The sequence below is a fragment of the Streptomyces prunicolor NBRC 13075 genome, assembly GCF_000367365.1.
Taxonomy (GTDB): Bacteria; Actinomycetota; Actinomycetes; order Streptomycetales; family Streptomycetaceae; genus Streptomyces; species Streptomyces prunicolor.
In genome coordinates this window covers 43,242-67,309 of the sequence record NZ_BARF01000055.1, presented here as the reverse complement: position 1 = coordinate 67,309, position 24,068 = coordinate 43,242, and the positions used below count along the sequence as shown (strand labels likewise).

The 24,068-nt window shown below is 68.0% G+C and carries 24 protein-coding genes, 7 tRNA genes and 1 pseudogene; 19 read left to right on the top strand and 13 right to left on the bottom strand.

Going from position 1 to position 24,068, the window contains the following annotated elements; all coding sequences use genetic code 11:
• The first annotated feature begins 86 nt into the window (after positions 1–86).
• The gene (locus SPR02S_RS25470; RefSeq protein ID WP_019059832.1) at positions 87–1,028 is read left to right on the top strand and encodes a phosphotransferase; all 942 of its coding nucleotides are present in this window, start codon (positions 87–89) and stop codon (positions 1,026–1,028) included.
• Between the two features lie 80 nt (positions 1,029–1,108).
• Positions 1,109–1,408, top strand: coding sequence for a TFIIB-type zinc ribbon-containing protein (locus SPR02S_RS25465; RefSeq protein WP_019059831.1), 300 nt, complete (start codon positions 1,109–1,111; stop codon positions 1,406–1,408).
• Between the two features lie 62 nt (positions 1,409–1,470).
• Here SPR02S_RS25465 and SPR02S_RS25460 read toward each other — a convergent pair.
• From SPR02S_RS25460 to SPR02S_RS25440, 5 genes are all read right to left on the bottom strand, one after another.
• A tRNA-Val gene (locus SPR02S_RS25460) sits at positions 1,471–1,542 on the bottom strand.
• 37 nt (positions 1,543–1,579) lie between these two features.
• Positions 1,580–1,651 (bottom strand) — tRNA-Val (locus SPR02S_RS25455).
• A gap of 19 nt (positions 1,652–1,670) precedes the next feature.
• A tRNA-Val gene (locus SPR02S_RS25450) sits at positions 1,671–1,742 on the bottom strand.
• Between the two features lies 1 nt (position 1,743).
• Positions 1,744–1,817: transfer RNA gene (locus SPR02S_RS25445), tRNA-Cys, on the bottom strand.
• A gap of 40 nt (positions 1,818–1,857) precedes the next feature.
• Positions 1,858–1,930: transfer RNA gene (locus SPR02S_RS25440), tRNA-Gly, on the bottom strand.
• A gap of 179 nt (positions 1,931–2,109) precedes the next feature.
• Here SPR02S_RS25440 and SPR02S_RS25435 point away from each other — a divergent pair.
• The 3 genes from SPR02S_RS25435 to SPR02S_RS25425 all read left to right on the top strand — a co-directional run bounded on the left by SPR02S_RS25435 (position 2,110) and on the right by SPR02S_RS25425 (position 4,862).
• On the top strand, positions 2,110–3,153 hold the full coding sequence (locus SPR02S_RS25435) for a chorismate-binding protein (protein WP_019059830.1): 1,044 nt from the start codon (positions 2,110–2,112) through the stop codon (positions 3,151–3,153).
• Positions 3,150–3,971, top strand: a complete 822-nt coding sequence (locus tag SPR02S_RS25430; RefSeq protein WP_019059829.1) for an aminotransferase class IV — start codon at positions 3,150–3,152, stop codon at positions 3,969–3,971. The genes SPR02S_RS25435 and SPR02S_RS25430 overlap by 4 nt, the downstream gene beginning before the upstream one ends.
• 66 nt (positions 3,972–4,037) lie before the next feature.
• On the top strand, positions 4,038–4,862 hold the full coding sequence (locus tag SPR02S_RS25425) for a GNAT family N-acetyltransferase (RefSeq protein ID WP_019059828.1): 825 nt from the start codon (positions 4,038–4,040) through the stop codon (positions 4,860–4,862).
• A 28-nt stretch (positions 4,863–4,890) separates the two neighbouring features.
• Here the strand turns inward: SPR02S_RS25425 and SPR02S_RS25420 are convergent, their stop codons facing one another.
• Positions 4,891–5,406, bottom strand: a complete 516-nt coding sequence (locus tag SPR02S_RS25420; RefSeq protein ID WP_019059827.1) for a DsbA family protein — start codon at positions 5,404–5,406, stop codon at positions 4,891–4,893.
• 224 nt (positions 5,407–5,630) lie between these two features.
• On the opposite strand from SPR02S_RS25420, the gene SPR02S_RS25410 reads away from it, so the two are divergent.
• Positions 5,631–6,080 carry a hypothetical protein gene (locus SPR02S_RS25410; protein WP_019059825.1) on the top strand — a complete coding sequence of 150 codons (450 nt, stop codon included), beginning with the start codon at positions 5,631–5,633 and terminating at the stop codon, positions 6,078–6,080.
• 271 nt (positions 6,081–6,351) lie between these two features.
• Positions 6,352–6,504, top strand: a complete 153-nt coding sequence (locus SPR02S_RS64015) for a hypothetical protein (protein WP_019059824.1) — start codon at positions 6,352–6,354, stop codon at positions 6,502–6,504.
• 83 nt (positions 6,505–6,587) lie between these two features.
• Here SPR02S_RS64015 and SPR02S_RS25400 read toward each other — a convergent pair whose 3' ends face one another.
• A complete protein-coding gene (locus SPR02S_RS25400; protein ID WP_019059823.1) occupies positions 6,588–7,148 on the bottom strand; it encodes a CGNR zinc finger domain-containing protein in 561 nt (186 codons plus the stop codon).
• Between the two features lie 322 nt (positions 7,149–7,470).
• Positions 7,471–7,884 (bottom strand): SsgA family sporulation/cell division regulator, encoded by a 414-nt coding sequence (locus tag SPR02S_RS25395; protein WP_004002642.1) that lies wholly within the window; start codon positions 7,882–7,884, stop codon positions 7,471–7,473.
• A gap of 191 nt (positions 7,885–8,075) precedes the next feature.
• On the opposite strand from SPR02S_RS25395, the gene SPR02S_RS25390 reads away from it, so the two are divergent.
• The 7 genes from SPR02S_RS25390 to SPR02S_RS25360 all read left to right on the top strand — a co-directional run bounded on the left by SPR02S_RS25390 (position 8,076) and on the right by SPR02S_RS25360 (position 15,636).
• The gene (locus tag SPR02S_RS25390) at positions 8,076–8,552 is read left to right on the top strand and encodes a TIGR02611 family protein (RefSeq protein WP_019059822.1); all 477 of its coding nucleotides are present in this window, start codon (positions 8,076–8,078) and stop codon (positions 8,550–8,552) included.
• A 77-nt stretch (positions 8,553–8,629) separates the two neighbouring features.
• Positions 8,630–8,701 (top strand) — tRNA-Val (locus tag SPR02S_RS25385).
• A gap of 344 nt (positions 8,702–9,045) precedes the next feature.
• Positions 9,046–10,332: an ABC transporter substrate-binding protein gene (locus tag SPR02S_RS25380; RefSeq protein ID WP_019059821.1), complete on the top strand. Its 1,287-nt coding sequence runs from the start codon at positions 9,046–9,048 to the stop codon at positions 10,330–10,332.
• Positions 10,332–11,300 carry a carbohydrate ABC transporter permease gene (locus tag SPR02S_RS25375; protein WP_019059820.1) on the top strand — a complete coding sequence of 323 codons (969 nt, stop codon included), beginning with the start codon at positions 10,332–10,334 and terminating at the stop codon, positions 11,298–11,300. The genes SPR02S_RS25380 and SPR02S_RS25375 overlap by 1 nt, the downstream gene beginning before the upstream one ends.
• A gap of 20 nt (positions 11,301–11,320) precedes the next feature.
• Positions 11,321–12,196 (top strand): carbohydrate ABC transporter permease, encoded by an 876-nt coding sequence (locus SPR02S_RS25370; RefSeq protein ID WP_019059819.1) that lies wholly within the window; start codon positions 11,321–11,323, stop codon positions 12,194–12,196.
• Between the two features lie 4 nt (positions 12,197–12,200).
• Complete coding sequence (locus SPR02S_RS25365) at positions 12,201–12,791, top strand: hypothetical protein (RefSeq protein WP_019059818.1); 591 nt, start codon at positions 12,201–12,203, stop codon at positions 12,789–12,791.
• Positions 12,792–12,900: 109 nt separating this feature from the next.
• Positions 12,901–15,636 carry an exo-rhamnogalacturonan lyase family protein gene (locus SPR02S_RS25360; protein WP_019059817.1) on the top strand — a complete coding sequence of 912 codons (2,736 nt, stop codon included), beginning with the start codon at positions 12,901–12,903 and terminating at the stop codon, positions 15,634–15,636.
• Positions 15,637–15,643: 7 nt separating this feature from the next.
• On the opposite strand, the gene SPR02S_RS25355 is transcribed toward SPR02S_RS25360, so the two are convergent.
• A complete protein-coding gene (locus tag SPR02S_RS25355) occupies positions 15,644–18,055 on the bottom strand; it encodes an SCO7613 C-terminal domain-containing membrane protein (RefSeq protein WP_019059816.1) in 2,412 nt (803 codons plus the stop codon).
• 66 nt (positions 18,056–18,121) lie between these two features.
• On the opposite strand from SPR02S_RS25355, the gene SPR02S_RS25350 reads away from it, so the two are divergent.
• The 5 genes from SPR02S_RS25350 to SPR02S_RS64495 all read left to right on the top strand — a co-directional run bounded on the left by SPR02S_RS25350 (position 18,122) and on the right by SPR02S_RS64495 (position 19,702).
• On the top strand, positions 18,122–18,568 hold the full coding sequence (locus tag SPR02S_RS25350; RefSeq protein ID WP_019059815.1) for an SRPBCC family protein: 447 nt from the start codon (positions 18,122–18,124) through the stop codon (positions 18,566–18,568).
• Positions 18,569–18,621: 53 nt separating this feature from the next.
• Positions 18,622–18,696: transfer RNA gene (locus SPR02S_RS25345), tRNA-Val, on the top strand.
• 169 nt (positions 18,697–18,865) lie between these two features.
• Entirely contained in the window at positions 18,866–19,039 is a 174-nt protein-coding gene (locus SPR02S_RS64505; protein WP_158697866.1) for a hypothetical protein, read from the top strand.
• A complete protein-coding gene (locus SPR02S_RS64500) occupies positions 19,040–19,291 on the top strand; it encodes a hypothetical protein (RefSeq protein WP_026150851.1) in 252 nt (83 codons plus the stop codon).
• Between the two features lie 108 nt (positions 19,292–19,399).
• Positions 19,400–19,702, top strand: coding sequence for a hypothetical protein (locus tag SPR02S_RS64495; protein WP_158697865.1), 303 nt, complete (start codon positions 19,400–19,402; stop codon positions 19,700–19,702).
• Here SPR02S_RS64495 and SPR02S_RS66180 read toward each other — a convergent pair.
• The 4 genes and pseudogenes from SPR02S_RS66180 to SPR02S_RS63235 all read right to left on the bottom strand — a co-directional run.
• A pseudogene (locus tag SPR02S_RS66180) lies at positions 19,640–20,368 on the bottom strand (recombinase family protein); the annotation flags it as partial. The gene SPR02S_RS64495 and the pseudogene SPR02S_RS66180 overlap by 63 nt on opposite strands.
• Before the next feature lie 161 nt (positions 20,369–20,529).
• Positions 20,530–21,408 (bottom strand): replication-relaxation family protein, encoded by an 879-nt coding sequence (locus SPR02S_RS56250; protein WP_052347045.1) that lies wholly within the window; start codon positions 21,406–21,408, stop codon positions 20,530–20,532.
• 305 nt (positions 21,409–21,713) lie between these two features.
• Positions 21,714–23,903 carry a type IV secretory system conjugative DNA transfer family protein gene (locus SPR02S_RS25320; RefSeq protein WP_026150850.1) on the bottom strand — a complete coding sequence of 730 codons (2,190 nt, stop codon included), beginning with the start codon at positions 23,901–23,903 and terminating at the stop codon, positions 21,714–21,716.
• A complete protein-coding gene (locus SPR02S_RS63235; RefSeq protein ID WP_158697864.1) occupies positions 23,900–24,067 on the bottom strand; it encodes a hypothetical protein in 168 nt (55 codons plus the stop codon). The genes SPR02S_RS25320 and SPR02S_RS63235 overlap by 4 nt, the downstream gene beginning before the upstream one ends.
• Position 24,068 lies beyond the last annotated feature (1 nt).

Genomic DNA, 24,068 nt, shown 5'->3' with positions numbered 1-24,068 from the left:
GAAAACCCCTCGGCACCACACGACGTACGCTCGCGACGAACCCCCACCCCCACCTCCAACTTCACCCCCCGCCCCCAGGAAGCGCGATGCCCCGAACCCCCCTGCTCACCGACCTCACCGCCCGAGCCAGGACCACGGCCCACACCCGCGCACGCACCTCCCCCTGCCCCTGTGGAGCCACCACCCTCACCGACCGCCCCGACGGCACAGTCGTCCGCCACGAGGACACCGTCGCCAAGGCCCACGCCCCGCACACGGACCCCACCCACCTCACCGCCCGCCTCACCACGGCCGCTCGACTCCCCGGCATCCTCCTGCCCCCACTCGACCCCACCCCCCTCCACCTGTACGACCGCCTGGTGACCTGCTGGCCCTACGGCACCCCCGTAGACCCGGAAGACCCGGACGCGGCCCCCTGGGAAGCCGCGGCCACCCTCCTCGCCCACCTCCACCGCACGCCGCCTCCCACCCCTCTCCCACCCATGCGCGGCCCCCTCAAGGCGGTCCGAGCGATCACCCGCCTCCGCGAGGCAGACCCGCACCCCACAGCCGCCCCCGTCCTGCGCGCTTGGACGTCGCTCCCCGCCTGGGCCCGCGCGGAGTGCCCCCAGCCCGACACCACCACCCTCTGCCACGGTGACCTGCACCTCGGCCAGCTGGTCCGCCACCCGGCCCCCGACGGCCCCTGGCTGCTGATCGACGTCGACGACCTCGGGGTGGGAGTCCCCGGCTGGGACCTGGCCCGCCCGGCGGCCTGGTACGCCTGCGGCCTGCTCCCACCCGACGAGTGGACCCGCTTCCTGACCGCGTACCGTGCGGCCGGCGGCCCGGCCGTCCCCGCGGCCGGCGACCCCTGGCCCGCCCTGGACGTCCCGGCCCGAGCCCTCACCGTGCAGACCGCCGCCCTGGCGATCGTCAAGGCAGTCACAGCCGGCCGTCCGCTCGACGAGGTGGAGCAGGCCGTCGTGGACGCGTGTGACCGAATGGGTTCCGTCGCGCCCGAGTTGGCGCCCGGATTCGCCAAGTAGGCTGCAACCGACCGGGGTCGGACGGAGTCTGTCCTGGGGAAACACGAAGAAGTACCAACGGGCGAGGAGTTGAGCCGAGCATGCAGTGTCCGAAGTGTCACGCGCAGATGCAGACGTACAACCGCAACGGTGTTCAGATCGAGCAGTGCAGCAACTGCCGCGGGATCTTTCTCGACTACGGCGAGCTCGAGGCGCTGACCCGCGTGGAGTCCCAGTGGCAGCAGCCCGCCCCGCCGCCCCCGGGCCCGCAGGCCTACCCCGCCCCGCCCGCGCCCGCCTGGGGCGCCCCGCACGGCGGCGGTCACGGCGGTGGCCACTACGGCGGTCATGGTGGCCACCACCGCCACAAGAGCTTCGGCCACATGCTGTTCTCCAGCTGACCGGTACGCACCGGCACACGAAGAAGCCCCCGGACGCGGTGAGCGCCGGGGGCTTCGGTGTGTGGACGATACTGGGATTGAACCAGTGACCTCTTCCGTGTCAGGGAAGCGCTCTCCCGCTGAGCTAATCGTCCTCGGGACCACGATCCGAAGATCATGGGTACTGCTGCGTGCGCGATACTGGGATTGAACCAGTGACCTCTTCCGTGTCAGGGAAGCGCTCTCCCGCTGAGCTAATCGCGCGGGGATCCTTGCGGATCAGTGGACGATACTGGGATTGAACCAGTGACCTCTTCCGTGTCAGGGAAGCGCTCTCCCGCTGAGCTAATCGTCCTTGGAGGTGGAGACGGGATTTGAACCCGTGTAGACGGCTTTGCAGGCCGTTGCCTCGCCTCTCGGCCACTCCACCAGGAGCGTAGGGGTTCGGGAAGATCCCCCACTTTCCTGCGAGCGGACGACCAGGTTCGAACTGGCGACCTCAACCTTGGCAAGGTTGCGCTCTACCAACTGAGCTACGTCCGCTTGTCGTTTCCGTTCGGCTTGCGCGTCACGGCGACGAGTTGAACTCTAGCGGATTCCGGGGCCAGCACAAAAACGCGTTTGTGCAGCGTGCTGGCCTGCGACTACGGGAACACATGGTCAGGGCGGCCATGGGGACACGGCCGGGCAACCTGGGAGACACCCGCCATAGACTCGACGGCGTGTCCCGCCTCGTCCCTCTCGCCCGTTTCGGCGGCCGTGTCGCCACCGGTCTCCTCGACGTCACCAGCGATCCCGCGGCCCTGGACTCCACCGGCTTCTGGGCGGTCGCGGCCGACTTCGAGGGCCGTCTGACCTGCGCCCGCTTCCGCGACGTACGACACGAACCGGTCCCGGCACCCGCCCCCGGCGCCTGGCACGCCCCCACGGCAGACACCTGGACCTCCTCCCTCGACCGCGCCGCCTACACCGCCGGCGTCCGCCGCATCCGGGAGCACATCGCGGCCGGCGAGGTCTACCAGGCCAACCTGTGCCGCGTCCTGTCCGCGCCGGTCGCCCCCGACGCCGACGTGGACGCCCTCACCGCCCTGCTCGCACGCGGCAACCCGGCGCCGTACGCAGGAACGATCCGGCTGCCCGAGCACGGCGTGGAGACGGCCACCGCCTCGCCCGAACTCTTCCTGCGCCGCACCGGCCAGGTCGTCGAGTCGGGTCCGATCAAGGGCACCGGGCGGACGGAGGCGGACCTGCTGGAGAAGGACTTCGCCGAGAACGTGATGATCGTGGACCTGGTCCGCAACGACCTCGGCCGCGTGTGCGCCACGGGGACCGTGAGCGTGCCGGACCTGTGCGTGGTGGAGAAGCATCCGGGGCTGGTCCACCTCGTGTCGACCGTGCGGGGCGAGCTGCCCGCCGACGCCGGCTGGCCGGAGCTGCTGGCCGCCGCCTTTCCGCCCGGGAGCGTCACCGGCGCCCCCAAGTCCAGTGCCCTGCGCATCATCGACGCCCTGGAGACCGCGCCCCGGGGTCCGTACTGCGGGGGCATCGGCTGGGTCGACGCGGACCGGGGGACCGGTGAACTGGCCGTCGGTATCCGCACGTTCTGGATCGACCGCGCCGACGGCGTGCTGCGCTTCGGTACCGGCGCCGGCATCACCTGGGGCTCGGATCCCGAGGGGGAGTGGCGCGAGACCGAGCTGAAGGCGGCACGGCTGCTCGCGATAGCGTCGGGCGCGTACGAGGTGAGTGGAGAGGCTCTTTCATGAAGATCTGGCTCGACGGCGGGCTCCAGGACATCGAGTCCGCCCGTGTGTCCGTCTTCGACCACGGACTGACCGTGGGCGACGGCGTTTTCGAGACGGTGAAGGCGACGGACGGCGAGACGTTCGCGCTGACCCGCCATCTCGACCGGCTGACCCGCTCCGCGCGCGGCCTCGGGCTGCCCGACCCCGACCTCGACGAGGTCCGCCGCGGCTGCGCGGCCGTCCTCGCCGCCAACCCGACGCCGCTCGGCCGAATCCGCATCACGTACACCGGCGGCCACGGCCCCCTCGGCTCCGACCGCGGCGAACACCCCCCGACCCTCGTGGTCGCCCTCGGCGAGTCGAAGCGCCGCCCCGACTCCACGGCCGCCGTCACGGTCCCCTGGACCCGCAACGAACGCGGCGCCCTCACCGGCCTCAAGACCACCTCGTACGCCGAGAACGTCGTCGCCCTCGCCCGCGCCCGCCAACACGGCGCCTCCGAGGCCCTGTTCGCCAACACGGTCGGCCAACTCTGCGAGGGCACCGGGTCGAACGTCTTCGTCGTCCTGGAGGGCGAGATCCACACCCCGCCGGTCGCCTCCGGCTGTCTCGCCGGCATCACCCGCGCCCTGACCGTCGAGTGGACCGGCGCCAAGGAGACCGACCTGCCGCTGGACGTTCTGGAGCGCGCCGACGAGGTCTTCCTGACGTCGTCGCTGCGGGACGTACAGGCCGTCCACCTGGTCGACGAACGTCAACTCCCGGGCGCGGCAGGCCCGGTGACGACCAAGGCCATGCGTGTGTTCGACGAGCGGTCGGGCGACGACCTCGATCCGTAGCAGCCGTATTGAACAGCCCTATTTATTGGGCTGACCTGGGGCTCCAGGTCGGGTAGAACACAGTTGATGACCACGACTCTGCGGCCGACCGAGCCGCTTCAGCGCGAGGCCGACGGGACGCGTTCACGCCGCTACCAGGTGTGTGTGAACAGCCGTCCCGTCGGCGCGATACACCTCGGAACGAGTCCGTTCTTCGGTGACTCCGTGGCCCAGATCCTGGACCTGCGCATCGAGGAGCAGGACGGTCGGCGCGGCCGGGGCACGGTGGCCGCGCTCGCCGCCGAGGAGGTGGTGCGGGGTTGGGGCTGCGACCGGATCGAGGTGTCCGTGCCCGCGGAGGCGGTGGCGGCGCTCAAGATGGCGACCAACCTCGGATACGTCGTCCGCAACCGTCACATGGAGAAGCCCCTCGGCGACATCGCGCCCGAACTGCCCGCGGGGAGCCGGGGGCGGTCCATGTCCCAGGAGGAGTACGGCCCGTGGGAGGACCTCGGGACGGAGGACTTCGTCCTGAGCTGGACCGAGCGCGGGGTGCCCGAGGCCGAGGCCCGGACCAGGGCCCTCCAGAGCAACGCCGATTTCCTGCCCGACGGACTCGCCACCGCGGACATGCTCTTCAACGTCCTGGAGCACGAGGGCACGGCGGTGGGCACGCTCTGGACCGGCCTCCGTGAGGGCAAGGCCTTCGTCTACAAGGTCGAGTCCGACGCGCGCCATCGGGGCAGGGGCCACGGCCGCTCCCTGATGCTCCTGGCCGAGGCGCAGGCCGTCGCCGCCGGCCTGCCGGCCATCAAGCTGAACGTCTTCGCGGGCAACACCCCGGCCGAGCGCCTGTACGAGTCACTCGGCTACGAGACGGTCACCTACCACCTGTACAAGAGCCTGCTCTGACGCCTTGCTCTGACGCTTGCCCCGGGGCTCACTCGGCTCCGGCGAGCAGTCGGTCGGCGATTTCCTCGACGCGGGCACGGAGTCCGTCCTGGCTCTTGCCGCCGTCGAGGAGTTCGCCGCCGATGACGTACGTCGGGGTGCCGGTGACGCCGATGGCCTTGCCCTCGGCCTGGTCGGCGTCGACGATCAGGATGTGCCGGCCGTCGATCAGCGCGGTGTCGAACTCCTCGGCGTCCAGACCGAGTTCGGCGGCCACTTCGACCAGGAAGGGTTCTCCCTTACGGTCCAGTTCGGCGACCCGGCCGAGCACGGCCTCGATGTAGTCCCAGCCCCGGCCCTGTTCCACGGCCTCCTCGGCGGCCTGCGCGGCAGCGAAGGCGTGCTTGTGCTTCTCCAGCGGGAAGTGCCGCAGCCGCACCTCCAGCCGGTCTCCGTAGCGGGCCCGCAGGGCGCGTACATCGTCCAGGGCGGTGGCGCAGTCCGGGCACTGGAGCTCGCACCAGACGTCGAGGACGGGGGTGCGCACGGTGGGGAGGTCACTCATGGGACCAGTCTCCCAGCCCCGGCCGCGCCGCCCCAACCGGGGACCGGAGGCCGCATGCGTACGACGCCGACCGGCACCTGCGGAGGACGCGACCCGGAGATGTCCCTGATGTCCGACCGGGGCATGGCATCCCGGGTACCGGACGGTGCAGGATGGAAGGGACGAAGTGCGCGCTGCCCGATCGACCGCATGCTGCCCGACCCGAACGACGCCTGGAGGACCGGATGATTGCCGAGACCGTCTGTTCCGCCGTTTCCGCGGCCGGCCTGGGCATCGCGGCGGTCACGGCGTACCGCAAGCGTTTTCTCTCCGCCGCCCGGATCGCCGCGTACTCGCTGGTGCCGGTCGGCCTGGTGATGACCGGGGTCGTCGGCTGGGCGGCCGACACCGCGTTCAGCCCTACGGCCTGGGCGGGCTTCGTGGTGCTGGGCGGCGCCTGGCTGCTCTTCACGGGCACGCGGGCCGTGGAGCGCCGTCGTGGCGGTGGCGGCACCCGCAAGGAACGCAAGGCGGCCCGTGACTCCACGCAGGCCGACGCGGTGGCTCCGGCCGCCTCTGCCCCCTCCCTGGGACCGGCCAAGCGCCCGGCGACCCGGCCGGCGGCAGCGCCCCGCGCGCAGAGCGGGGACGACTTCAGCGACATCGAGGCCATCCTGAAGAAGCACGGCATATGAAGACGCTCGGCGGATGAAGATGCTCGGCGTCTGAAGATGCTCGGCGTCTGAAGGGGCGCGGCGTCTGAAGGGGCACGGCGTCTGAAGGGGCACGGAATATGACGGCCGGAACGGACCGCGACTGAAACGACACAGAGTGAGCCAGGTCGGCCGGTAAGCGTTCAGGACTCGACGCGACCCGAAACGGACATCACGGAATTCGGCGAACTCCCGCTCATACCGGGCGTGTTGATCGCGCCGAGGGTCCCCGCTGCGTCATCATCGCCGCGAGATGCTGGACACGACACAGAGCGACGCCGCGCCGCCGAAGGACGAGCCGCGCGGGTGCCTTTTCGCCCTTTCCCAGCCACCGCTGATGATCTTCCTTGCGGTGATCGGGTGTCTGCTGCTCATGGCCTCGCTGCACGACCTGCTGATGCTGTGAGCTGTACTCGTGGTCCCCGACGTCACCCGCCGGGGGCCACGAACTCATCGATCCCTTCGCGCCCTGCCGGGCCGTGCTGCGCGTCAGCCCGCCGCTTCCTTGCGCCGCGCCCGGTACGCGGCCACATGCAGCCGGTTCCCGCAGGTCCGGCTGTCGCAGTACCTGCGGGAGCGGTTCCTGGAGAGGTCGACGAAGGCGCGTCGGCAGTCGGGGGCCTCGCAGCGGCGCAGCCGCTCCTCCTCGCCGGCCACCACGAAGAAGGCAAGCGCCATCCCGCAGTCGGCGGCGAGATGGTCGGCGACCGAGGCGCCGGGCGCGAAGTAGTGCACATGCCAGTCGTAGCCGTCGTGGTCCGTGAGCCGGGGTGTGGTGCCCGCGGCGGCGACCAGGTCGTTGATCAGTCCGGCGGCGGTCCGGGGGTCCGGGGCCGAGAAGACCGCAGTGAACCGGCCGCGGATCTTGCGCACGGCGGAGAGGTCGAACTCCGACAGCACCCCGACATCGCTGATCTCGTGGTTTCGTACGAAATCCGCGAGCAGCGCGACATCCTGCAGTCCGTCCGGCGCCGCGGCGTCCTCCGGTGCGGTGTTCACCAGATCGACCACGGTGTCGAGGGCGCACCGGGTGTCGTGGGTGATCAGCACGTTTCGCTCCCTGGCCTGGGGGTCGGGCGGGCGCCCGCCGATGCTGGCCGATGGTAGTGGCTTCCCGGAGGGGCCCCATGCCTCTATGAACGGCATCGCGCCCCGCACGGTTCCCCGGAGCGCGGAGACCGCTCATGGACGGGGTCACGGAGCGTCGCGCGGCCGGGAGCACGGAAGGTCGCGCGACCGGGTGCCACACGCACCGGCGCCGCCCCCGCGACGAATCGCGGCGACGGCGCCGGTGTATGCCCTATGCGGTTGTCTGTGCCCGAGCCGTCTCCCCGAGTTCGGACGGCGCCGGGCGGCTTGGTGGGACCTCGCGTTAGCTCTCCGCCAGGATGTGCGACAGCTCCTGATCCAGGTCGAAGTGCCGATGCTCCGTGCCAGGTGGCACGGCGGCGTCCGTCCGCTTCAGGAAGGACTCCAGGGCCCGCGCGGGAGCCTCCAGCAGGGCTTCGCCCTCGGGAGAGCTCAGTGCGATGCAGACGACGCCCTGACCGTGACTACGGGATGGCCAGACACGGACGTCGCCGGTACCGGTGGGCCGGTGGAGGCCCTCCGCGAGAAGGTCGCGGGCGAACACCCACTCGACGGTCTCCTCGGCTCCGGTGTGGAAGGTGGCGTGCACGGCGTAGGGGTCGGCCGTGTCGTACCTCAGGCCTGCGGGGACAGGCAGGGATGACTCGCTCGACACAACGAGGCGCAGGTGCAGCTCGCAGCTGACCGTGGTGTTCATAAGCGCCAGGGCCTTTCGCTCAGTGTGCGCTCGGGGATTCGCACGTCGGCGAAATCGACATGCCACCTACGGTGCCGTTGTAAACCCCTCTGAGTGTTTTGCGTGCCTTTACGTAACTCTTCCGGCCGAGAGCTCGATCGCCCTGCGGGGCCATTCCGGTGACTGGTTTCCCTCGGGTAGGGTTTGTCCGTATGAATACGGGGAGTGACGAACCGGGCGAGGTCGCCGTGGCATCGGACGGGGCGGCCGGTGAGACGCCCGACGAGACGAGAGCGGACGGGGCGCGGGACGGGCAAGGGCTCGGTTCCAAGGCGCCGGAATTCATCAAGGCACGCCGTGCGCTGCACCTGAGCTGGCAGGTCGGCGTCTTCGTCCTCGGCCTCGCGGTCGTGGTCGCCGGCGTCATCATGCTGCCGCTGCCGGGACCCGGCTGGGTCGTGATCTTCGGCGGCATGGCGATCTGGGCGACCGAGTTCGTCTGGGCCCAACTGGTGCTCCGCTGGACGAAACGCAAGGTCACCGAGGCGGCACAGCGCGCGCTCGACCCCGCCGTACGCCGCCGGAACATCATCCTGACCTCGATCGGCCTGGTGATCGTGATCGCCCTGGTCGCCGTCTACCTCTGGAAGTTCGGCGTCGTGATGCCCTGGAAGATCAAGGACCAGTGACCCGCTGACGGCGTCCGGGCGCCTTCCCGTGCTGGTCGGGGCACCCGCTGACATGGGGTAATGTTCTCCGTGCGCCCGGGCGATTAGCTCAGTGGGAGAGCGCTTCGTTCACACCGAAGAGGTCACTGGTTCGAACCCAGTATCGCCCATCCGGACCGACGGCCCGCCTGTGATCACAGGCGGGCCGTCGGCGTTCGCGCACCGAACACGGGGTGGTCAACTCCCCACCGCCCAGGCGTTTTTCGGCCGGTAGCCGACGGAGTGCGGCAGGCCGCTTCCTGTTCGGCCGACCGATCGCACGCGCCCCACCTGCGGTGTCCGTCCCTTCGCCCCCGCAACGCGCCCGGCGGCGCCGTCGTAGCGCTCAGCCGGTTCACAAGAAAATCCTGTCCGAATCATTGACGCACCCCGAGGGCCTCCGTACCTTGTGCCAGCAAGCGCTTACTTGAAACGATTCATGCAGGTGGCAACGACGCTACGGGGAGGGCCCATCATGGGAACCCGCACGAATGTGGAGAGGCGTACGGTCCTGAAGGCCGCCGGGATCTCGGCGGTCACGCTGGGGGTGGCCGCGACGGGATGCGGCGGGAGTGACGGCACCTCCGCGGACGGGAATGTGACGATCCGTTACTCGTGGTGGGGTGCCGAGGAGCGGGCGAAAAAGATCAATCAGTCCATCGCGCTCTTCGAGAAGAAGTATCCGAAGATCAAGGTGAAGACGGACTTTCAGGACTATCCCTCTTTCTGGGAGAAGTTCCAGACACAGGCCGCGGGCGGAAATCCACCGGACGTATTCCAGAACGCCGTCGGATTTCTTCGGAAGTACGACAAGAGAGGCGTCCTGCTCGATCTCGGATCACAGATCGACGCGGGAAATCTGAGCCTCGATCACTTCCGCGCGGGCGTCGTGAAGGTGGGCCAGGTCGACGGCAAGCAGCTCGGTGTTCCGGTCGGTTCGAACACCATGGCGCTGGTCATCGACAAGAAGGTCTACGAGAAGGCGGGCGTCGACCCCACGGCGGGCTGGACCTGGGACGAGTACTTCAAGGCCCTCAAGACGATCCACGACAAGACCGAAATCCCCGGGGACACCGGCTACTTCAGCATCATGTACCTGTACGACCTCTACCTCCGGCAGAACGGCAAGGCGTTCTTCACCAAGGACGGCCTCGGTTTCGAGCAGTCGGATCTGACGGAGTGGTGGACGGACGGCTACGGCCGGGTCAAGGCCGGGATCGTCACCTCCCCGAAGGTCGTCGCCCAGGACACCCCCAAGTCCTCGCTCTCGGCCGGACACGGCGCCTCGGAATTCACCTGGGACAACTTCACCGTCCGCTACACGGCCGAGGGCACCAGCGACTACGGCCTCGCGCCGATCCCCACCACCGACGGCAAGGACACCGGCCAGTACCTCGCGTCCCTGATGCTCAGCGGCTCCGCGCGCACCAAGCACCCGAAGGAAGTCGCCCAGTTCATCGACTTCATGGTCCACGACCCCGCGGTCGGCAAGATCATGGGCTACGACCGGGGCATCCTGGCGACCACCGACCAGTACGACGCGTTCAAGCCGACCGACGTCGTCCAGAAGGAGATCGCCCAGTACGAGGTGGACACCGCCAAGGCGGGTGTCCTCGGGACGATCACCCCGCACCCGTCCGGCGCCGACACCGCCGAGTCCGCCTTCCTCCGCATCGGCGGGGACATGGCACTGGGCAAGACCAAGGTCGCCGACGCGGTCAAGCAGTTCTTCTCCGAGGCGCAGGCCGCCTTCTCCGCCTGATGGGAACCGCCGTGACGCTCGTCGACGACGCTCCGCCCGACACCCGGCAGACCCGCTCCGCGACCCCCGCCGCCAAGAAGCGGCGGGGGCGCCGCGAGAACCTCGCCGGCTACCTCTTCATGTCCCCGTGGATCGCCGGCTTCCTGCTGCTGACCGCCGGCCCCATGGTCGCCTCCCTCTACTTCGCGTTCACCGACTACAACCTCTTCGACAGCCCGAAGTGGATCGGCTTCGACAACTTCACCCGGATGTTCGACGACCCCCGGTGGCAGAAGTCGGTCGAGGTGACGGCGAAATACGTCGTCATCGGCACCCCGCTGAAACTGCTGCTCGCCCTCGGCGTCGCCATGCTGCTCGCGCAGAGCCGCCGCGGCCAGGCCCTGTACCGGGCCGCCTTCTACGCCCCCTCGCTCATCGGCGCGAGCGTCTCGATCGGCTTCGTCTGGCGGACGCTGTTCTCCGACGGCGCCGTGGTGGACCGTACGCAGTCGTTGTTCGGCTCCCATGTCGGCGGCTGGGTCGGCGACCCCGACTGGATCCTCTACTCCCTGGTCGCGCTCACCGTCTGGCAGTTCGGCGCCCCGATGGTCATCTTCCTGGCCGGGCTCAAGCAGGTACCGAGGGAGCTGTACGAAGCCGCCGCGATGGACGGGGCCGGGCCCTTCCGCCGGTTCTGGAACATCACGCTGCCGATGATCTCTCCGGTGCTGTTCTTCAACGTGCTGCTGGAGACCATCCACTCCTTCCAGATCTTCGGCTCCGCGTACGTCGTCTCCAACTCCCAGTGCGGACCGGCCGACGCCACGCTCGTCTACACCTGTTACCTCTACCAACAGGGCTTCAAGAACGCCCAGATGGGCTTCGCGTCCGCGATGGCCTGGATGCTGCTGCTCGCCGTGGCGCTCGTGACGGCCGTCCTCTTCTGGTCGCAGAAGAAGTGGGTGCACTACGAGGAGGACGCGCAATGAGTCACTCGATGAGGCGCCCGATGAGTGTCACCACTGCCAAGAAGTCACCGGGGCTGGGCCGCAGGCGCACCGGCTCGCTCGTCTGGCACGTCGGGGCGCTGGCCGTGCTCGCCGTCGTCCTGTACCCGGTCGTCTGGGTGATCGGCGCCTCGTTCAAGCCGAGCAAGGACGTCATCAACAGCCTGCAACTCTTCCCGGGCCACCCGATCCTCGCCAACTTCAAGGGCCTGGCCAAGGGCATCGCCGACATCTCGATCTGGACCTTCTTCCAGAACTCCCTTTTCTACGCGCTCGGTTCGGTCGCCGGCATCCTCATCTCCTGCTCCCTGACGGCCTACGCCTTCGCCCGCATCCGGTTCGCCGGCCGCAACCTGCTCTTCTCCCTCATGATCGGCACACTCCTGCTGCCGTACCACGTGCTGCTGATCCCGCAGTACGTGATGTTCCAGAAGCTCCAACTGGTCAACACCTACGTCCCGTTGCTGATCGGCAAGTACCTGGCGACCGAGGCCTTCTTCGTCTTCCTCATGGTGCAGTTCATGCGCAACCTGCCGAAGGAACTGGACGAGGCCGCCCGGCTCGACGGCTGCGGGCATCTGCGGATCTACTGGTCGATCGTGCTGCCGCTGTGCCGGCCGGCACTCATCACCAGCGCGATCTTCACCTTTATCAACGCCTGGAACGACTTCATGGGCCCGCTGATCTACCTCAACGAGCCCGGAAAATACACCGTTTCGCTGGGCCTGATGATGTTCCGCGACTCCGACGGCGTGGCCGCGAACTACGGCGGCATGATCGCCATGTCCCTCGTCGCGCTGCTGCCGGTGCTGCTGTTCTTCCTCGCCTTCCAGCGGTACCTGATCGACGGTATGGCGACCTCCGGACTGAAGGGCTGAGACGGTGGCCGAAGCACGCGTGAAGGCACGCAGGGAGTCGGTCTTCGCCGAGCGGTTCGGCGTGTTCGCCGAATGTCTCCTCACCGGGGTGTGGATCGCCGTCGCGTCGGCGGGAGTTGTCACGTACCCCGCCGCATTCGCCGCCGGAGCACGGCACTTGAGGCGCCGTACCGGTCATGTGGGCGGTGGCTGGCGGGAGTTCGTCGCGGACTTCCGGGTGGCGGTGCGCGGTGGGTGGGTCGTCGGGGTTGCCGGGTGGGGTGCGGCGGCCGCCGTATGGGTGGACGTCCAAGCCGTGCGCGCTGGGCTGCCGGGCGGGCAACTCGTAGGTGCCGTCGGGGTGTTCGCGTTGCTCGGGATCGTCGTCGCCGGGATGCGCGCGGCGGCAGTGTGGGCGCCGGGGGACACCTGGCGGGTACTGCTCGCCGAGGCCGGTCGCCGTACGGTGCTCGACCCCGCCGGTTCCTTCCTGCTCGTCGGCGGGCTGGTCCTCGTCGGCTGTTCCGCCCTGCTCATCGCACCGTTGGCGGTCCCCGTGCTGGGGGCCGTGGCCGCGGCGGCCGTCGCTGTGGAGGAGCGGTACCGGCACCGCTGACGGGCGAAGTCGGCGGGGCTGTCCGGAGCGCCGCGCCTCTATCTGTCATGCCCCTGATCAGACGGACTTGAAGAAAGCTTCCCGCACGGAAAGGAAAGGTGGAAACGTCATGTCTCCCATTCCCCGTAGGTCTCTGCTCAAGGCGGCGGCCGTCGCCGGAGCCGCCGCGCAGTTCAGCTGGGTGCTGGGCGCGAAGGATGCCCAGGCCGCGCCGAGAGCCGCGGCGGCCGACGCCGATCCGGTGACCCTCGACTGGCTGGAGGACGGCGGGCTCGGCGCCGCGCCCGGTTCGACGGTCGGGGTGCCGTGGCCGATGGGCACCTACCAGGAGGACCAGACCTTCGCGCTGACGGACGCCCAGGGTGCGGCCGTGCCGGTGCAGTCCTGGCCGATCGCCTACTGGCCCGACGGATCGCTCAAGTGGACGGCCCACGCGGTGAGTTCGGGCTCCGGCAAGCTCACCCTCACCGCCGGGGACACGGCCGCCCCCGACAAGAAGGTCACCGTCGACAAGAGCGGCGGCACCATCGACGTATCGACCGGGGTCATCACCGCGAAGATCGGCAAGAACGGCTCCACCCTCATCAAGTCGGTCACCCGGGGCGGCACGGAGATCGCCAAGAACGGCCGTCTCGTCCTCATCCGCCAGCCCGAGATCGAGGACGAGGACCAGGGTGCGGTGAAGACCGAGCGCTTCGACGGGGTGATCGGCGAGGTCACCGTCGAGCAGGACGGGCCGGTCCGTGCCGTCGTCCGCATCGACGGCAAACACCATAAGGGAGGCCGGAGTTGGCTGCCGTTCTCGATCCGCCTCTACTTCTACGCGGGCGCCGACTCCTTCCGTATGGTGCACACGATCACCTTCGACGGCACGGTGGAACCGGGCAAGGCGAGCGGCGACTTCATCCGCGGGCTGGGGGTTCGCTTCACCGTGCCGATGCGGGACGCGGCCTACGACCGGCACATCCGCATCGGCGGCGAGGGAACCGGCCTGCTGCGCGAGGCGGTTCAGGGCATCACCGGCCTGCGTCGCGACCCGGGCGCGACCGTCCAGGCGGCGCAGTACGCGGGCCAGAAGCTCGCCGACCCGTCGACCTGGGACCAGCGCGTCACGAGCCGCCTCCAGTACATCCCCCAGTGGGGCGACTACACCCTCTCCCAGCTCTCCGCCGACGGCTTCACCCTCCGCAAGCGCACCACGAAGGGCTACGGCTGGATCCCCGCCGGCGGTGGCGGACACGCCTCCGGGTTCGGGTACGTCGGCGGGGCGAGCGGCGGATTCTCCTTCGGGCTAAGGGACTTCTGGGAGAAGTTCCCCGCGCAGCTAGACATCCGCGACGCTCACACCGACGAGGCCGAGGTCACCCTTTGGCTCTGGTCGCCCGAGGCCCAGCCGATGGACCTGCGCTTCTACCACGACGGCATGGGCCAGGACACGTATGCCGAACAGCTCCAGGGCCTCGAAATCACCTACGAGGACTACGAACCCGAGTTCGGCACCCCGTACGGCATCGCCCGCACCTCCGAACTCCTCTTCTGGGCCAACGAGTCGACGCCGACGCCCGAGACCCTCGCCCAACAGGTCGACGCCGTAAGGGTGTTGCCCCAACTCGCCGCCCCGCCACAGCAGTTGATCAAGTCCAAGGTGTTCGGCCCAGGCCTCTACTCCGAACCCGACCGCTCCACCACCGCCAAGGCGAAGATCGAGGACCACCTCGACTTCCTCTTCACCTACTACAAGGATCAAGTGGCGCAACGCCGTTGGTACGGCTTCTGGGACTACGGCGACTTCATGCACTCGTACGACGCCGTACGCCACCAGTGGCGGTACGACATCGGCGGCTACGCCTGGGACAACTCCGAGCTGTCGCCCGATATTTGGCTCTGGTTCGCGTACATCCGCTCGGGCCGCTCGGACATCTTCCGGTTCGCCGAGGCGCTCACCCGGCACACCGGCGAGGTCGACGTCTACCACCTCGGCCAGTGGGCCGGTCTGGGCACCAGGCACGGCGTCCAGCACTACGCCGACAGCGCCAAGCAGCAGCGCATCGCCAACACCACCTACCGGCGCTACTACTACTTCCTCACCGCCGACGAACGCGTCGGTGATCTCATGGCGGCGAACGTCGACTCCGACGAGACCTTCCTCGTCCTCGACCCGATCCGCAAGATCCGCACCGAGCCGTACACGCCCGACCGGCACGCCCTGTCGATCGGATTCGGCACGGACTGGAGCGGGTTGGTGTCGGCGTGGCTCACCGAGTGGGAACGCAGGGGCCCGAAGTGGGAGAAGGCCAAGGCGCGCGTCCTGTCGACGATGGAGACAATCGCCGCCCAGCCCAACGGATTTGTGCAGGGGAGCGGGCTGTACGACCTCGACACCGGCAAGTTCGCCGTCGCCTCCACGCCCGTGATCTCCGTGTCGCACCTCTCGGCCGTCTTCGGCCTCAACGAGCTGTGCGCGGAGCTGATTTACCTAGTCGACATGCCCAAATTCAAGGAGGTGTACATGGATTACTGCCGCTACTTCAACGCCTCCAAGACCGAACAGGCGGCACGCTACGGCTCCAACTTCGGCACCCTGCTGCTCTTCCAGGGCCACTCACGCCTCGACGCCTACGCCGCCGTACAACTCGGCGACGCGACGCTCGCCAAGCGGGCGTGGACGAAGTTCTACAGTTCCGACGGCTACATGGAGTCGTCCCCGTGGAAGACGCAGCCGCTGACCGGACCGGTGACGCTCGTCCCGGGCAGCGAGGCCGCGTGGGTGTCCTCGAACGACACCGCGCTGTACGGCCTCGCCGCCATCGAGAACCTGGCGCTGCTCGGCGACAAGATGCCCTAGCGCAGGGCTAGTTCATCTTCCCCAGGACCTCCCGCACCCGCCGGGCGTCCCGGATCCGCTGCTCGTACGTCGCGCCGAGTGCGAGCAGCAGGACTCCGGCGAGTGCGGGCGGAGCCCAGCGGGGGAGGGCGCCGACGACCTGGGCGAGGTATGGGGCGAGTTCGTGCAGCGTGTCCAGTACGAGGGTGCCGCCGCCGAGGAGGAGCGGTGCCTGGAGGCGGTGCCTCGCGCCGATCAGTGTGACCAGCAGCGCGGCCGTACCCAGCAGGAGCGGGCGCGTCCAGTGCGAGTCGGCCCAGGCCGCGAGGAGGCTCGGCGCGAGGGTGGCGGCGAGCCCGGGGCCGTACGCCGTCCAGGACGAGGCGCTCGGATCGCGGCGCCTGCGCAACGCGCCCACCAGCAGCGCCGGGACGGTCACCGCCAGCGTGTACGCCTCGGGGCTGACGACGTCCCACGCGGACAGCCGTACCCAGGTGGCGAGGACGAAGAGGACGGCGGCCGCGTAGCCGACGGTCCTGCGCTCGGGCCGTAGGGCCGTGCCCGCCGCGATCACTCCGCACAGGGCCAACACCAGGGCCAGGATGGGTAGTTCGGCGCCCGCGAGACCGATCGCCAGCAGGCCCGCGACGGCACCCGAGATCTCGACCACCAGCGTTGTCACCGGATCGGCGAGGCGCGCGGCGAGCAGCGCGGCCGTCACCGGTACGGCGAGCACCAGCAGCGCGACGTGCTGCGGCTGCCAGTCGAGGGCGGCACCTGCCGCGCAGGCCAGGGCAGTTGCGTACCCCAGAGAGAAGCCGGCCGAGACCGGCGCGAGGCGCCCGCGCCAGGCCGCACCCGCCAACAGGGCGGTCAGCGAGGCGAGTACGGCGAGCGTGGCCGGTTCGGAGGCGAGGGAGAGGGCGGCGAGGACGAGGGAGGTGCCCAGGGCGAGGGCTGTGGCGATGCGGTACGTGAGCGAGAGCAGGGCCACGACGATGAGACCGTCCACCAACAGGCCGACGATGTAAGGAAGTTGCAGTGTGGTCGGGGTGATCATCGCCGTCATCCACGCCAGGGTCAGCGCGGCGGCCAGGGCCCGTTGCCGCCACGCGGTGCTGCGGACCGCGAGGGCCAACACCGCGGCGACCGCGATGAGTACCAGGGGAGCGGTGGTCTCGTGTGTGGGCCACGGGATGTCCATCGTCGCCGCGGCTCGCGCGTCGTCCGGCGCGCCGGCCCAGATGTGGGAGACCCACGCGGCCGGGCCGAACAGGGTGGTGACAACAGCCGGCAGGGTCAACAGCAGCGCGATCCCCTGTACGGCGGCGGAGGCCTGGCCGAGACCGTGGCGCACCGGCTCGGGCAGTGCGCCCCGGACGAGCGCCAACAGGCCGATGCCGCACGCCAGATACCCCAGAACCGCCCACTCGTAAGGCAGCGGAACACGCAGCACGCCACCGAGCGCGGCGACCACGAGCAGGCCGCCCGTCGCGGCCGTACCCGTCCGCAGCCCCGGGCCCGGGACGAGCCACGCGGCGCCGAACGCGCCCGCCGCGGCGAGCATCAGGAGCGCCGTCGCCTGGGCGGCTGCGCCCGGACCGGCCGCCGACAGGGAGATCAGTCCGGCCGCCAGTACACCCCAGCCGCCCACGCCGAACGCGCCGCCGATGGCGACGAAACGAACGGCCTTCGGGGAGACCCGGAGCGCGACCAGCATGTCGATCACGGCGGTCACCAGCACCGCCGCCGTGCTCGTGCGGAGGCCCCCGCCGGCCGCGATCACCCAGAGAATCAGGGGGAGTTGGGCGAGTACGAGTGCGGCGGGGAGCGGGAGGCGGAGAGCTGGTGAGTCCTGCGCGGAGGCCGGACTCGGGAGCGCCGCCGTACCGATGCCGTACGCCGCCCACAGCGCGGCCAGCAGTGTCGTCGCCGCTGCCGCGAACGTCATGCCGTCCCCGTCCGGGAACGCGACCTCGTGCAGCGCGTACGCGTCCAGCAGCGTCAGGACGAGACCGAGGCCCGCGAGCGACTCGGCCGTGGAGCGCAGGCCCCGGCGCAGCAGCGCCACCGGCGCGCCGAGCGTCGCCAGGGTCACCGCGCCGAGCACCAGTGCCCGGCCCGCGATCCCCATGCTCCCCCAACTGACCAGCGTGAACGCGATCGCGGCGAGGGTGAGGAGGGCGGCGCCGAGCAGGAGCAGCACGTTCTGCACGCTCGGTGCGGAGGCCTCCGGCCGGGGCGGTGCGGCGGGCGACGGTGTCACGGGCGCGGGCCGGGCCGGCTGGAGCACGGTCAGCAGCCAGGCGCGCCGGTGCAGCAACTGCGCGCGGCGGGCGTCGAGTTGGTGCAGCTCGGCGTCGAGGATCCGCAACTCGACGGCCGGGGGCGGGATGTGCGTCATGTCTCGGAGTGTGGTCGCGTGACCGCCGTACGACATGAGCGCCCGTACTCAAAACGTACTCAGGTACCGGGAGACGGGCCCCCGAACGGGCAGACTCCCGCCATGGACTGGACCCATTACCGCTTCCGCGCCCGGTGGCCCCTGCCCGTGTCGCCCGCCGTCGTGTACCCGGTCCTGGAGCGGGCCGAGGAGTACCCGCGCTGGTGGCCGCAGGTGCGCGAGGTCGACCGGATCGACGACACGACCGGCGTCATCCGCATCCGCGCGAGCCTGCCGTATGCCCTGACCTTCACCGCGCGCGAAGTGCGGCGTGATCCGGGCGCCGGGGTGCTGGAGATCGCGATGACCGGTGACCTGGAGGGCTGGGCACGCTGGACGCTCACGGCCGACGGCCCCGGCACGCTGGCCTGCTACGACCAGGAAGTCGACCTGAACCGGGCGCTGCTCAGGTGGTTCGCCGTACCCGGGCGGCCGGTGTTCCGGCTCAACCACGCGCTGATGATGCGGGCCGGACGGCGCGGGCTCCTCGCACACCTGGGCGCGGATTGATGGAAGCGGTTTGAAGGAAACCGGCGGGGGCCTGTATTGTTCGGTGCGTTCCCGGGCGATTAGCTCAGTGGGAGAGCGCTTCGTTCACACCGAAGAGGTCACTGGTTCGAACCCAGTATCGCCCACCATAAGAATTTCATTGGAACCCGGTACCTTCCAGGGGCCGCCCGCCAGGGCGGCCCCTGTTAGTTGCAGGCCAGCGCCCGTCCCAGGCTTGGGAGGGGCGCTTTGGCGTTTGGGGCCAGGTACGGCGGACAGGAGGCCGGGCAGGGCCTCCAGTGGCCCCGTGGGGGCCTGGTGTTGGCTCTGGGCCGCGAGCAGGATGCCGAACGGCTCCTTGAGCTTGTGCCTCACCTGCACATCACCGTTCGAGTCCTCGTCGATGTACAGGGCCTCGAAGAGAGTTTGGTTGAGTCGGCGGCGTTGCTGATCATTGCAGCGGCGGTACAACGCCTGCGGATCATGCAGTAGTTGCAAGCACGCCTCGATGATCTCGGCTGCCGTGCTGAGGTCCTCATCGACATCGTGGAGTCGGGCCGTCAACCGATCCCGCTGTTTGGTGATCTCCCGCAGCTTGGCCTTGATCTTGCCTTGGGGCAGGCTGTCATCGGCGGCCAGGTCGATGAGGTTGTTCTCCTTGGTGTCGAGCGCGCGAAGCTGCTTCGTGAGCTGGGCTTGGAGGATCTTGGTGGTGGTCTGCTGCTCGTCGACCGTGGCGGCTAGTTCGGCACGCATGGTCGCGATGAACTCTGGTGTGAAGCGCACTGTGGCGTAGTGATCATCGACAGCTTCCTCGGCCTGTTCGATCGGCACGTACGGTAGCTCACAGATGTGGTCAAAGCGGCCGTTGCAGAAGAAGTACCGGTAGACGTTACCGCTGCGGTTGGTGGCGTGCTGGACGATCATGCGACGCTGTTCGCCCCGGTTGCGGCGGCAGGAGCCGCAGAACAGCGATCCCTTCAGCTCGTGATGATGCACACGCCGCCTCTCACGAGCGGTGTTGCGGGAATCGGCGACCATCTGGACATGATCGAAGAGGTCTTGAGGAATCAGGGGAGTGTGACGGCCCTTGTACTTCTCTTCCTCATGAGTGATCCAGCCGCAGTAGTAGTCGTCGCGCAGGACGCCGTATAGCCGGTTGGTGGAGATCCCCCGCTCCTCGGGGTACCGCGCGTTGCGCGGCATACGCAGTCCACGGTCGTACAACTCTTGCGCTACCTCTTCCACGGAGTACTCACCTGTGGCGTACAGCTCGAACGCTAGGCGGATGAACGGGCCGCGCACCGGGTCGACGATGACAGTGCGAACCTTGCGATCGTCGATGACCTCGACTGTGTTCAAGTACCCGACCGGGGTGCGGGTGATTGTGCCGCCGTTGCGGGCCTTGTTGGCCATCTTGGCCTTGATGTCCTCGCCGCTTTGGCGGACAGCAAGCCAGTTGAAAACATCGGTGACCGCTTCCATTGCTTCGGCCATGTCGCCGTCGCCGAAGTTTTCTTTGGTGGATACCAGCTTGACGCCGAACTGCTCAAGCTGCCGCTTGGTTATAGCGGCGTCAATGTAGTTTCGGAAGACGCGCGACCGCATGTAGATGATGACGCAATCCACGTCACGCTGTTCCATGATGCGCTTTATCATCTGACGGAAGACTGGGCGCTTGGCGATCGTTTGTGCGGAGTTTCCGGGTTCGACGTACTCGTCGACTACGTCAGCCCCCAGTTCTTTTGCTTTTTGCTGCGCGTGTTTTCGCTGTGTGTTGATCGAGTTGCCCTCGGGGTCGAAGTCTGCGTCGGTGTCCATCTGACGCTTTGATGAAACACGCAAGTACAGAACAGCTCGCTTCACGGCAACTTCTTCACGACGCTTGTTCGATGTGTGAGATGCCATTTGTGTCTCCTTCCTGGCGCTATTGGTGTTTTGGTAGTCCTAATGGTAACTCCGTTATGGCTAATTACCGAGGGCTATTTTGGGCCGCCCGATATTAAATGGTGGGGCATAAATGCCGCGCCTTCAGCAATGAGGTGTGGAAAGCCCTCAGTCGTCAGTACGTGAAAGACCCCAGCAGTCACAAGGTCGCGCAGTCGCGGCTCGGCAACCAGTGCTGCGCAAATGACGGCTTGTCTTTTTTTGTCAGGCACAACCCAAATCACGAACGGAAACAATCCGTGTTCCTGCTGGTGCATTCCGGAGTTCGCGTACCGCTGGTACTGGAGGGCTTTGCGCACGATAACCGGGGCGTGTTCGGTGGCGTTGTCGGCCTCGATGAATAGGTGTTCTTCGTAGTCGCGCTTGGCCGTGATCGCGAACAAATCGGGTTTGAGCCACTGACGCGCACCGTGTGCGGATAGGAAAGTCCGCCAGCACTCCGGCTCAGCTTCCAGCCGCAGCAGCTCGACCTCGCGACCGCGGGCCAGCTCGTAGAGCTGTATAGCCAAGTCAGCGGCAACAAGCGTGTGGGCAATGAAACTCGGTGATGGCTCGCTGTAGCGGCGTCGGGCAGGGTCGCCGTGTCGAGCACGCAAGAGACGTTCGCCGCCTGCGCCCAGTTGCCAGACGATGCCAGTACTTCCGGCCCGCACGCCTCCGATTCGGCGATGCAGCCGGGTGATCAGACGGCGGGACTCCAGCCGGGTGAGGACGCGGATCGTGGCCACGGCGGCGGCCATCTCCGTCGCGTGGCTTTTTCCGGCTCCCGCTTCATGGGGTTCGCTGCTGATCGGAAAGTGCAGCCGCCGAATAAGTGCAGTGGTCAGTGCGCGGTGTGAACGCAGTGATTCAAGAATCGCTAGATCGCGCTCAGAGAGCGATTCAAGCAAACTTGCTATGTCGTTGTATTTCATAAGCATCTCCCTTTCTACTATATTTTTCCATTTCGTGCAAGATCTATTTCGCCAAAAAATTGCTGAGCTGAGGCTGTTCCGGCCTCGCCGAAGAGGTCGTGCTTGTTGGGAGTTCTTTTGTTCGATGCGGCTGGGCCGCTGGGGGACGCGAGTACAAGCGCTGAAATGCTTGTCAGTCCCCTCCCGTGTTTGTGTAGCGACCGGGGCTGTCCTGCGCGAACGCGTTGATGATCTCCGTCGTGGACAGAGGGGCGAACAGAGGGGCGAGGAAAGCATGGCTTGTATGTCGTGATGATCCTTCTCGTTCACGAGTTGTCAGGTTGACTCCGACGTTTACGGCCGAATTGCTGTGGGGTATTGCCGGGAGTCTGCGGTGGTTCGCTCGTAACCACCGCAGTGGCCGTTGGGCTGATTGGTGTGGGCGCGTAATTGGCGCGAGCGGTCCTCCGGATCGCCTCGGCGTCGGCGATGACCGGAGACGGCGGAAGCGTGCGAACCAGCCCCCAGCCGGACGGAGCACCATCCGCTACCAAGTTGGCGTAAGCGTGGAACCGGGGGAGCGCCATGAAGTCCACGGGCTCCAACTCTGGGGCGAGTTTGCTTGCGAGGTCGCGGGCGTCGTCATGCTCGGTGGCAAACGCGATCTTGCTCCGCGCGTTGATATCCACGGCCGTCCGCAACTCTGGCGGGAACTGGCTCCGGAACTGGGCGGCGAGGAACCAGCCGACAGATAGCGACCGGGAGATGGCCAAAGCATCCGCGAGCGAAGTCGGCAAGTGTACGAACCGCGGTGCCTCGTCGACGTAGACGACTCCAGGCCGCCGCTGCACGTTCGGTTCTCCGGCCCGTTCCTGTACGGCCTGCCAGACCTCGGCGATGATCAAGCTGCCCAAAAGTGATGCCACGCCAGGGCCGATAAGTCCCTCATTGAGGGGCACGAGCACGACCTTGTTATCCCGGAAGACGTCCCGCAGTCGAAACCGTCCTTCTCGCTGATCCAGCATCCGCACTACCGCCGGCCGCAGCAGGAATTGTCGTAGTTTGTTCATAGGGGCCGCCAGGACGGCCGCTTGTGCGGCTGGCCCTTGTTCTTCCCACGCAGCCCAGAACTGGGCCAGTGCTAGGTCACCTTGTACGCGGCCGACGTACGGGCGACGGAAGGCCGGGTCCGAGAACAACCTTGGCAGATCCGTCAAGGTCGCCGGAGCGTTCGGAAGGCTACCGCGTGCCAAAGTGCGCAAACCAGACGAAAAAATGTCCGCCGTACGGGGGCCGTAGCCATCCGCGAATATCGAGGCGAAGACGGCCAAGATGCCGTCGACCACCACGTCGGGGTCGCGGCGGCCAACATCCAGCGGGTTAAACCCGACCGGCTGGTCGTCGGCGGCGTTCAGCTCAATAATGTCGTCGACCCGATCCGGTGGCACCCGGGCCAAGATGTCGTCGATGAGCTGCCGCTTGGGGTCGAGCACAACCACCGGCCGGCCAGCATTTATGTCCGCGGTGATCAGGTGAAGCAAGACGTTCGTCTTACCCGACCCAGAAGGGCCGTATGCCACGCCGTGGAACGTCTGATCCTGCGCCGCGATACCCAACCGCCGATCGTCGCCTGGGCTTGCACTTCGGGCAAAGACCCGCTCGCCTTGGTGTACCCGTGCATCGGCCCGAAGCGGCCTCGGATGCAAGGGCGGTAGGCCGGGCAACTCCTCGTTGCCGAGCGGCCAGGCCAGCGGCCCGAGCAGCTCCGGCACCGACAAGCGAAGCGGCCACAGCCACGGCAGTCGACCGTGATTGAGTCGGGTCGCCGAGTCTTTCACAAGCCGTATCCGTGTGCCCGGCCCCTGGGCAACGGTCAGGCCGGACAGCACATTCAGGAGCAACGCACTGCGTCGCCGCCTTGTGCTGGCCGTCGCACCGACGCGAATCGTGGCCATAAAGCCGGGGTATTCGGTGCGCTTCCGTAGCCGGGCCCGAAGCTCTGCCCCCGCCGGCCTGGTGCCGGTCAGCAGTGTTCGGCTGAGCGGCAGACTGGGATCAGGGAACTCCGCGGGCAACACGCTGGGCAGGATGCGCGGGCCGAGCACGACTTGCACGACGAGCGCCTCGTCCTCCGCCAGTGGCACGGCCAAGGCGGACAGAACGGCCCTGGTGGTGTTCTCCGGGGCGTCCATGTTCAGCGGGAGGTAGGAGGGCCGGACGCGCAATCGTCCGGCCGACTTCATGTGAGGACGAGCGGGACGGTGCTCTGGTGAATCGTCCAGCTGGCAGCCCGGCAGAAAGTGCCCGAACAACCGGCCCAACCGCGCGATGTCTACCGGGCGTCCTCCGACCAGATGGCGGATGTGACCGCCTTCGGCGCGGACTTCCCATACCAGCCGTGCGACTTGGCGATCGGCGGCCAGCCGGCCCACTAGGGTGAGCGCGGTGTCGGTCTCGAGTGGGCGTGGCAGGTGCAGCCGAGCGAACTGGAGGCCCTGTGTTGGAGCTGTGGTCATCCCGTATTCCTCTCCTCAGCGGCCTCGGCCTCGCGTTGCTGTTCAGCGAGCACCACAGCGAGCAGTGCCTTGCTGAGCTTGCGGATATCGGGTTGTGCTCGCCGGACACCCTCGATGGTGAAGCGGCGTTCAGACCGCTTGGCCCGTGTTCTTCGTGAAGCCATA

Bases quoted from the DNA above. Each gene is read 5' to 3' on its own strand.
- SPR02S_RS25425 (WP_019059828.1), top strand. From the start codon at position 4,038: ATGACCACGACTCTGCGGCCGACCGAGCCGCTTCAGCGCGAGGCCGAC.
- SPR02S_RS25360 (WP_019059817.1), top strand. From the start codon at position 12,901: ATGTCTCCCATTCCCCGTAGGTCTCTGCTCAAGGCGGCGGCCGTCGCC.
- SPR02S_RS25370 (WP_019059819.1), top strand. From the start codon at position 11,321: ATGAGTGTCACCACTGCCAAGAAGTCACCGGGGCTGGGCCGCAGGCGC.
- SPR02S_RS25410 (WP_019059825.1), top strand. From the start codon at position 5,631: ATGATTGCCGAGACCGTCTGTTCCGCCGTTTCCGCGGCCGGCCTGGGC.
- SPR02S_RS25390 (WP_019059822.1), top strand. From the start codon at position 8,076: ATGAATACGGGGAGTGACGAACCGGGCGAGGTCGCCGTGGCATCGGAC.
- SPR02S_RS25420 (WP_019059827.1), bottom strand. From the start codon at position 5,406: ATGAGTGACCTCCCCACCGTGCGCACCCCCGTCCTCGACGTCTGGTGC.
- SPR02S_RS25465 (WP_019059831.1), top strand. From the start codon at position 1,109: ATGCAGTGTCCGAAGTGTCACGCGCAGATGCAGACGTACAACCGCAAC.
- SPR02S_RS25430 (WP_019059829.1), top strand. From the start codon at position 3,150: ATGAAGATCTGGCTCGACGGCGGGCTCCAGGACATCGAGTCCGCCCGT.
- SPR02S_RS56250 (WP_052347045.1), bottom strand. From the start codon at position 21,408: ATGAAATACAACGACATAGCAAGTTTGCTTGAATCGCTCTCTGAGCGC.
- SPR02S_RS25470 (WP_019059832.1), top strand. From the start codon at position 87: ATGCCCCGAACCCCCCTGCTCACCGACCTCACCGCCCGAGCCAGGACC.
- SPR02S_RS25380 (WP_019059821.1), top strand. From the start codon at position 9,046: ATGGGAACCCGCACGAATGTGGAGAGGCGTACGGTCCTGAAGGCCGCC.
- SPR02S_RS64015 (WP_019059824.1), top strand. From the start codon at position 6,352: ATGCTGGACACGACACAGAGCGACGCCGCGCCGCCGAAGGACGAGCCG.
- SPR02S_RS25355 (WP_019059816.1), bottom strand. From the start codon at position 18,055: ATGTCGTACGGCGGTCACGCGACCACACTCCGAGACATGACGCACATC.
- SPR02S_RS25320 (WP_026150850.1), bottom strand. From the start codon at position 23,903: ATGACCACAGCTCCAACACAGGGCCTCCAGTTCGCTCGGCTGCACCTG.
- SPR02S_RS25375 (WP_019059820.1), top strand. From the start codon at position 10,332: ATGGGAACCGCCGTGACGCTCGTCGACGACGCTCCGCCCGACACCCGG.
- SPR02S_RS63235 (WP_158697864.1), bottom strand. From the start codon at position 24,067: ATGGCTTCACGAAGAACACGGGCCAAGCGGTCTGAACGCCGCTTCACC.
- SPR02S_RS25395 (WP_004002642.1), bottom strand. From the start codon at position 7,884: ATGAACACCACGGTCAGCTGCGAGCTGCACCTGCGCCTCGTTGTGTCG.
- SPR02S_RS25350 (WP_019059815.1), top strand. From the start codon at position 18,122: ATGGACTGGACCCATTACCGCTTCCGCGCCCGGTGGCCCCTGCCCGTG.